General features: G+C 64.4%; 5 protein-coding genes and 1 pseudogene. 2 read left to right on the forward strand and 4 right to left on the reverse strand.

The window, feature by feature from the left end:
* Positions 1-144: 144 nt before the first annotated feature.
* The 3 genes from ripB to WB785_RS15695 form a co-directional block, all read right to left on the reverse strand.
* On the reverse strand, positions 145-873 hold the full coding sequence (ripB, locus tag WB785_RS15685) for an NlpC/P60 family peptidoglycan endopeptidase RipB (RefSeq protein ID WP_424080243.1): 729 nt from the start codon (positions 871-873) through the stop codon (positions 145-147).
* Positions 874-888: 15 nt separating this feature from the next.
* Positions 889-2,331 carry an NlpC/P60 family peptidoglycan endopeptidase RipA gene (gene ripA, locus WB785_RS15690; RefSeq protein ID WP_424080244.1) on the reverse strand — a complete coding sequence of 481 codons (1,443 nt, stop codon included), beginning with the start codon at positions 2,329-2,331 and terminating at the stop codon, positions 889-891.
* A 241-nt stretch (positions 2,332-2,572) separates the two neighbouring features.
* On the reverse strand, positions 2,573-3,115 hold the full coding sequence (locus tag WB785_RS15695; RefSeq protein ID WP_424080250.1) for a DUF6676 family protein: 543 nt from the start codon (positions 3,113-3,115) through the stop codon (positions 2,573-2,575).
* 253 nt (positions 3,116-3,368) lie between these two features.
* On the opposite strand from WB785_RS15695, the gene acnA reads away from it, so the two are divergent.
* Entirely contained in the window at positions 3,369-6,188 is a 2,820-nt protein-coding gene (gene acnA, locus WB785_RS15700) for an aconitate hydratase AcnA (RefSeq protein WP_424080245.1), read from the forward strand.
* A gap of 10 nt (positions 6,189-6,198) precedes the next feature.
* A complete protein-coding gene (locus tag WB785_RS15705; protein ID WP_424080246.1) occupies positions 6,199-6,762 on the forward strand; it encodes a TetR/AcrR family transcriptional regulator in 564 nt (187 codons plus the stop codon).
* A gap of 23 nt (positions 6,763-6,785) precedes the next feature.
* On the opposite strand, the pseudogene WB785_RS15710 reads toward WB785_RS15705, so the two are convergent.
* Positions 6,786-6,870: pseudogene (locus WB785_RS15710) on the reverse strand (helix-turn-helix domain-containing protein); the annotation flags it as partial.

Raw genomic sequence — 6,870 nt, forward strand, 5'->3', positions numbered from 1 at the left:
ACGGCTCAATCCTCCAAAGTTCGATCAAAAACGACTGCTCGCACGACGAACATCGCGGGGCAGCGGCGTGCCCTGGCTCAACTATTCCAGGCCACTGGGATTCCGTCGACGTGACTACCGCTTAGCGACGACGCAGGCCACGCGTCAGTATTCAATGATCCGGGTCAACATGGGCGTCATCCCGGCTTTCCGCACCGGGCTGACGGTGACTTTGCCGGCGCTGCCTGACGCCTCCAGCATCTGACCGTTGCCCAAGTAGATGGTGACGTGCTGGCTGCCGCCCGGGCCGTAGAAGATGAGGTCACCGCGCTTGGCCTGCGACGGAGGTATGTGGCGACCGGCGTTGTACTGGTCACCCGAGAACCTCGGAATCAGCACGCCGGCCCCGGCGAAGCTGTACCGAACCAGTCCCGAGCAGTCGAAGCCGACGGTGCCGGCACCGGAGTCCACGCCTTTGCTGGGGCCATTCAGGGTGCCGCCGCCCCACGAATACGGCACGCCCATCTGTGACGATCCCCGACGGATCACGTACTCGACGGCTTGGCGCCCGTAGACCCGCGGTATGCCGTTGGCACTGGCGCCGGCGCCGGCGCCGCCACCTCCGAGGTTGATGCCGAGGCCGCCGAGGAACTGGCGTCCTAAATCAAGCGTGGTCTGGGTGGCGTTGGCGGTGGCCTGCAGCGATTGGTTAGCGATGGCGACCGGGTCGCCCGGTGCACCCGCACTGACCAGCGGCGGCAGGGTGGGATCCCACCCGCCGTCCTCGGCATTCGCCGGACCAGCCAGACCGATCAACAGAGCGACCGCAGCAAGAACCGGCCAGACCGGACCGGCCCGGCGTAACCCCCTGGCATTTATCAACCAGCGGCGCATAGATCCCTTCACGCGTCAGTACTCGATGTAGCGGACTACATAGGGCGTCATACCGCTGGTGCGAACCGGTGCGACCCGGACTTTCAACCCGACGTCGGGCGCCTCGAGCATCTGCCCCTGACCGAGGTAGATCGTCACGTGCTGGCTGCCGCCGGGGCCGTAAAAGATCACGTCACCCCGGCGCATCTGCGACGACGGGATCTTGCGGCCCATGTTGTACTGCGAACCCGAGTAGTGCGGCAACTTGATCCCCACCCCGGCGAACGAATAGAGCACCAGACCCGAGCAGTCGAAACCGTTTGTGCCGGAGCCGGATCCAATCCCGTTACTCGGTCCGGCGGCATTGCCCCCACCCCACGAATACGGCACACCCAACTGCGAAAGCCCGCGACGAATCACATACTCCGATGCTTGGCGGCCATACACCCGGGGGATCCGGCCGTTGGTGATGCCCGAATCGGGGGCGTCGGGCGCGATGAGGCCTATCTGCTGCAGGAACTTATGCCCCATGTTGGCGGTGACCTGCGAGGAGGTCGCCGAAATCCCGAGGACCTTGTTGAGGACCGCGATCGGGTCACCCGGAACGTTGGCGCTGGGCACCATCGGCAGGGTGGGGTCCCATTCGCCGTCCCAATTGCCGCCGTTGCCCTGCGGCCGGCTGGGCGCCCCGGGGGCCGCCGGATCCCACCGGTCGCCTGAGGACGACGCCGCCCGCGGCCCGGCACCCGGTCCGCCCGCGGGTGCCGACCAATTGCGGGCGGCGTCGAGTCTGGCTTGGGCCGCATGACGTTCGTCGGCCAGTCGGGTGATTTCTTGTTGCTGTTCGCCAAATTTGCGATGCACGTCGGTCAAGGCCGCCACCGCTGCGTTCTGGCTGGATTGGGCGTCGAGGACAGCCTTGTCGGCTTTCTGCTTGGCCAGCCGCGCGGCGGACTCCTTATTCACCTGCTCGGTGCGGGACCGCTGCAAGTTGTCCATCGCCTGCCGAGAACTGACCGCCAGGGTCTGGCCCGCGGCAGCGGTCGCGATGATGTCCTCGGGGCTGGTCGCTTTGAGGTAGCTGTCTGACGGACCGTTGACGTAGCTGGCAACCGCGAAACGATCAAATCGCTTCTGGGCGACAGCGATTGCGGCATTGGCGTCCCTGACCGCCTGTTGGCTGGCCTCAACGTTCTGTTGTGCGGCCGCGGCATTGTCGCGCGCGGTTTCGACATCGACGACAGCCTTGTTGACGCTCTCCTCCTCGGTCTGAATTCGGGCGCCGAGGTCCTGCAGACGCTGGTTGGCCAAAGCGACGTCGGCGATCAGTTTGGCCATAGTGTTCGGCTCGGCGCCGGGGTCGGCATTCGCGAGCCCGGGGATGCACAGCGCCATTGCCACGCTCAGCGCGACCGGAACGACGCGCCGGGTGAGCCTGGCGGCCAGTCGAACAGACGAGCCGCGGCAGTTGCGTCTCATACGACTTGGATCTCCTATGGCTCAACGCGGGCGGACGGCGTCGGCCCCAGTAATCACTGGAAGCGCGATTTAAATCAAAAGCATCCTTTGCACCGTAAGTCACATCTGACCCAATGGAAACTTTAGTAACAAATTACAAGTGTGTTCTTCCGACAACTGTGACCCAACAGTGACATCGCTGGTTTGCCCGTAGCGGCAGTAGCGGTGACGCCGCTATGCAACACGAGCCGAATATTGCGAGTTAGACGCTTTGGCCAGCTTCTTCGGCGGGTGCTTCAGCGTCATTTGCAGATGTTGCTGACCGCCTCATCCGCAGTTGCACGATTCGGGTGCCGATGACCGCCGCCAGCACTCCGATAAGCAGGACGATCGTAAAAGCGGTCCAGGGAAACTGCGGCGTGTCGAGCTGGTGCAAGAAATTCTGCGCCGACACCACTGGGTTGCCGGTCTTGGCGTGGTCTTCGCCGATCTCCAGCGTGGCCCGCGGGAAGTGCGTGCTGTAGGTGCCGACGAAGTTCGGACTGAGCACCAACACGGTGGCATCGGTGTGTTGGGCGCCAACCCTGGTCGCGATGTCGCGAAGCGGTGTGTCGTTTCCGGGATTGTGGTCGAGGACGACGATCTTGAGGTCGATTCCATCCTTGTGCGCTTGCTCGATCACCTTCAGTAGCGCCGGAGTGACGGCGGGCGGCGCGCTGATGTTGTGCGCGGTGACCTGGTCTTGCACGGTCGCCAGGCATTGCTCGGGCGGCGTCGCCGGATCGGCACCGATGGCGCCGCAAATCTCGCCCGGGATATAGAGCGGCGCGTGCAGGGTGGTCACGGTCCAAGACGGTACCGCGGCAAGGACGCGGGCCGTGCCCGGGCCGCATCACCACGACATTGCGACGGCTGCGACAACACGCCGAGGCCCGTCGCAATGGTTGCAGTCTCGCGAGGCATAGGGTGGGCTGGCTGAAATACAGGACAAGCGTACTGTTAGACTGGCTCCGTCGACACGGCCCGTCGGCGAGCGCAACTACATCTCGGGAGTTGATGTGACCAACAAAGATTCGGTGAATTCATTCGGAGCGCGCAACACCCTGACGGTCGGCGACAACAGCTACCAGATCTATCGCCTTGACGCCGTGCCCGGCACGGAGAAACTCCCCTACAGCCTCAAAGTGCTCGCCGAAAACCTGCTGCGCAACGAGGACGGCAGCAACATCACCAAGGACCACATCCAGGCGATCGCGAACTGGGACGCGTCGGCCGAGCCCAGCATCGAAATCCAGTACACGCCTGCCCGTGTCGTCATGCAGGACTTCACCGGCGTGCCATGCATCGTCGACTTGGCCACCATGCGGGAGGCCATCGGGGATCTGGGCGGCGATGCCGAGAAGGTCAACCCATTGGCGCCGGCCGACCTGGTGATCGATCACTCGGTGATCGCGGATCTCTTCGGCCGCGCCGACGCATTCGAGCGCAATGTCGAGATCGAATACCAGCGCAATGGCGAGCGCTACCAATTCCTCCGATGGGGGCAGGGCGCCTTCGCCGACTTCAAAGTGGTGCCTCCGGGCACCGGCATCGTGCACCAGGTCAACATCGAATACCTGGCACATGTGGTCATGGAACGCGACGGCGTGGCATACCCGGACACTTGTGTCGGTACCGACTCGCACACCACGATGGTCAACGGCCTTGGCGTATTGGGTTGGGGCGTCGGCGGAATCGAAGCCGAAGCCGCGATGCTCGGTCAGCCGGTGTCGATGCTCATCCCGCGGGTGGTCGGCTTCAAGCTCACCGGTGAGATCCAGCCCGGTGTGACGGCCACCGACGTGGTGCTCACCGTCACCGAGATGCTGCGCAAGCACGGTGTGGTCGGCAAGTTCGTTGAGTTCTACGGCAAGGGTGTGGCTGAAGTACCGCTGGCGAACCGCGCGACGCTGGGCAACATGAGTCCCGAATTCGGTTCCACCGCGGCGATTTTCCCGATTGACCAGGAAACGATCGACTACCTGCGATTCACCGGCCGCAAAGAGGAGCAACTCGCTTTGGTCGAGGCCTACGCCAAAGAACAGGGCTTGTGGCACGACGCCGAGCACGAGCCGGAGTTCTCCGAGTATCTGGAGCTCGACCTATCCGAGGTGGTCCCCTCGATCGCGGGACCGAAGCGGCCGCAGGACCGGATCCCGTTGGTAGAAGCCAAGTCCACGTTCCGCGAGCAGATCCCCACTTACGTCGGCGACGACCCGGACAAGACGGACTACTCCAAGCTCGACGAGGCGGTCGACGAGACGTTCCCGGCCAGCGACCCGGGTGCACTGAGCAACGGCCACGCCGACGACCACAAACCGGTCCAGTCGGCCGCAAAGCACGCCAAGGGCCGGGTGAGCAGCCCCGTGACGGTGAAATCCGATGAACTCGGCGAATTCGTACTCGACCATGGCGCGGTGGTGATCGCTGCGGTCACGTCGTGCACCAACACCTCCAACCCCGAAGTGATGCTCGGCGCGGCGCTGCTGGCACGCAATGCCGTCGAGAAGGGGCTGACCTCCAAGCCCTGGGTGAAGACCACGATGGCGCCGGGCTCACAAGTCGTCAGCGACTACTACGAAAAGGCCGGGGTGTGGCCGTATTTGGAGAAGCTCGGCTTCTACCTTGTCGGCTACGGCTGCACCACCTGCATCGGCAACTCCGGACCGCTGCCCGACGAGATCTCGAAGGCGGTCAACGACAACGACCTATCGGTGGCCGCGGTGCTGTCCGGCAACCGCAATTTCGAGGGTCGGATCAACCCGGACGTGAAGATGAACTATCTGGCTTCGCCGCCGCTGGTGGTCGCCTACGCGCTGGCTGGCTCGATGGACTTCGATTTCGAGTCGCAACCGCTGGGCAAGGACGATGAAGGCAAGGACGTCTTCCTCAAAGACATCTGGCCGTCGCAGAAAGACGTCTCGGACACCATCGCGACGGCGATCAACCAAGAGATGTTCATCACGAACTATGCCGATGTGTTCAAGGGCGACGAGCGGTGGCGCAACCTGCCCACCCCCAGCGGCAACACCTTTGACTGGGCCGCCGACTCGACCTATGTGCGCAAGCCGCCGTACTTCGACGGGATGCCCGCCGACCCAGAGCCGGTCAGCGACATCGCCGGTGCGCGGGTGCTGGCGTTGCTCGGCGACTCGGTGACCACCGACCACATCTCGCCCGCTGGCAGCATCAAGCCGGGCACCCCAGCAGCGCAGTACCTCGACGAGCACGGCGTCGAGCGCAAGGACTACAACTCCTTTGGGTCGCGGCGCGGCAACCACGAGGTGATGATCCGTGGCACGTTCGCCAACATCCGATTGCGCAACCTGCTGCTCGACGATGTCTCGGGTGGGTACACGCGCGACTTCACCCAGCCCGACGCGCCGCAGGCGTTTATCTACGACGCTGCGCAAAACTATGCGGCTCAAGACATTCCGCTGGTCGTGCTGGGTGGCAAGGAATACGGATCGGGCTCGTCGCGCGACTGGGCGGCCAAGGGCACCCGGCTGCTGGGTGTGCGGGCGGTGATCGCCGAGTCGTTTGAGCGCATCCACCGGTCCAACCTGATCGGCATGGGCGTGATCCCGCTGCAATTCCCTCAAGCCAAGACCGCCGAATCGTTGGGTCTCGACGGCACTGAGGTATTCGACATCACCGGCATCGAGGCGCTCAACGACGGCAAGACGCCAAAGACCGTGCATGTCAAGGCCGCTGGGGATGGCAAGGAGGCGGTGGAGTTCGACGCCGTGGTACGGATCGACACGCCGGGTGAAGCCGACTACTACCGCAACGGCGGCATCCTGCAGTACGTGCTGCGCAACATGCTCCGATCGAACTAGCGGAACGCCTGTGCCCAAGGTCAGCCAGGACCATCTGGCGGCCCGTCGCCGTCAGATCCTCGACGGTGCCCGTCGCTGCTTCGCCGAATACGGCTATGAGCAGGCGACGGTGCGCCGCCTGGAACAAGCGATCGGCTTGTCGCGGGGTGCGATCTTCCACCATTTCCGCGACAAGGACACGTTGTTCTTCGAGCTGGCCCGCGAGGACGCCGAACGGATGGCCGCGGTCGCGTCGCGGGAGGGTCTCATCCAGGTGATGCGCGACATGCTCACCGCGCCCGACCAGTTCGACTGGCTCGCCACGCGTTTGGAGATCGCCCGCAAGCTGCGCCACGACCCTGCGTTCAGTCAGGGGTGGGCGGAGCGCTCGGCGGAGCTGACGGAAGCCACGATCGATCGGCTGCGTCGACAGAAGCAGGCCGGCCGGGTGCGCGACGACATCCCCAGCGACGTACTGGTGTGCTACCTGGACTTGGTTCTCGACGGCTTGGTCGCTCGGGTGGCCTCGGGTGAAGACCCACAGCGCCTCAGCGCCGTCCTCGACTTGGTCGAGGGCTCGGTACGCCAGGGCTGAATTGTCGCGACGAGTGTTCCGGACTACCGGACCCGGGACCGGGTGCGGTGGTTGGGCCCACCGCGGCTGCGCATCGGGGTGCCCGATTCGCGCAGCATGCTGTGTACC

The organism is Mycobacterium sp. (assembly GCF_049585075.1).
GTDB lineage: Bacteria > Actinomycetota > Actinomycetes > Mycobacteriales > Mycobacteriaceae > Mycobacterium.